This is a genomic window from Mesobacillus subterraneus (genome assembly GCF_023715485.1).
Taxonomy (GTDB): domain Bacteria; phylum Bacillota; class Bacilli; order Bacillales; family Cytobacillaceae; genus Mesobacillus; species Mesobacillus subterraneus_B.
Genome location: NZ_JAMBOF010000068.1, coordinates 1 through 255 on the forward strand (window position 1 = coordinate 1; position 255 = coordinate 255).

Sequence of the window (255 nt, forward strand, 5' to 3'; positions counted from 1 at the left end):
ATCGACCTCACGCTTATCAGGCGTGCGCTCTAACCAGCTGAGCTATAGGCCCATATATCATATAAAAGAGGAATCGCTCCCTCAAAACTAAACAAACAAGCGGTCAACTGTACGAATTCGCGAGAATTCGTTTACGAACCCAAAGGTCCGCATTCCGATTGCCAATAGGCAATATCCTTAGAAAGGAGGTGATCCAGCCGCACCTTCCGATACGGCTACCTTGTTACGACTTCACCCCAATCATCTGTCCCACCT

The 255-nt window shown here is 48.2% G+C and carries 1 rRNA gene; it reads right to left on the bottom strand.

Going from position 1 to position 255, the window contains the following annotated elements:
• Positions 1-181: 181 nt before the first annotated feature.
• Positions 182-255: ribosomal RNA gene (locus M3204_RS23595) — 16S ribosomal RNA — on the bottom strand; the annotation flags it as partial.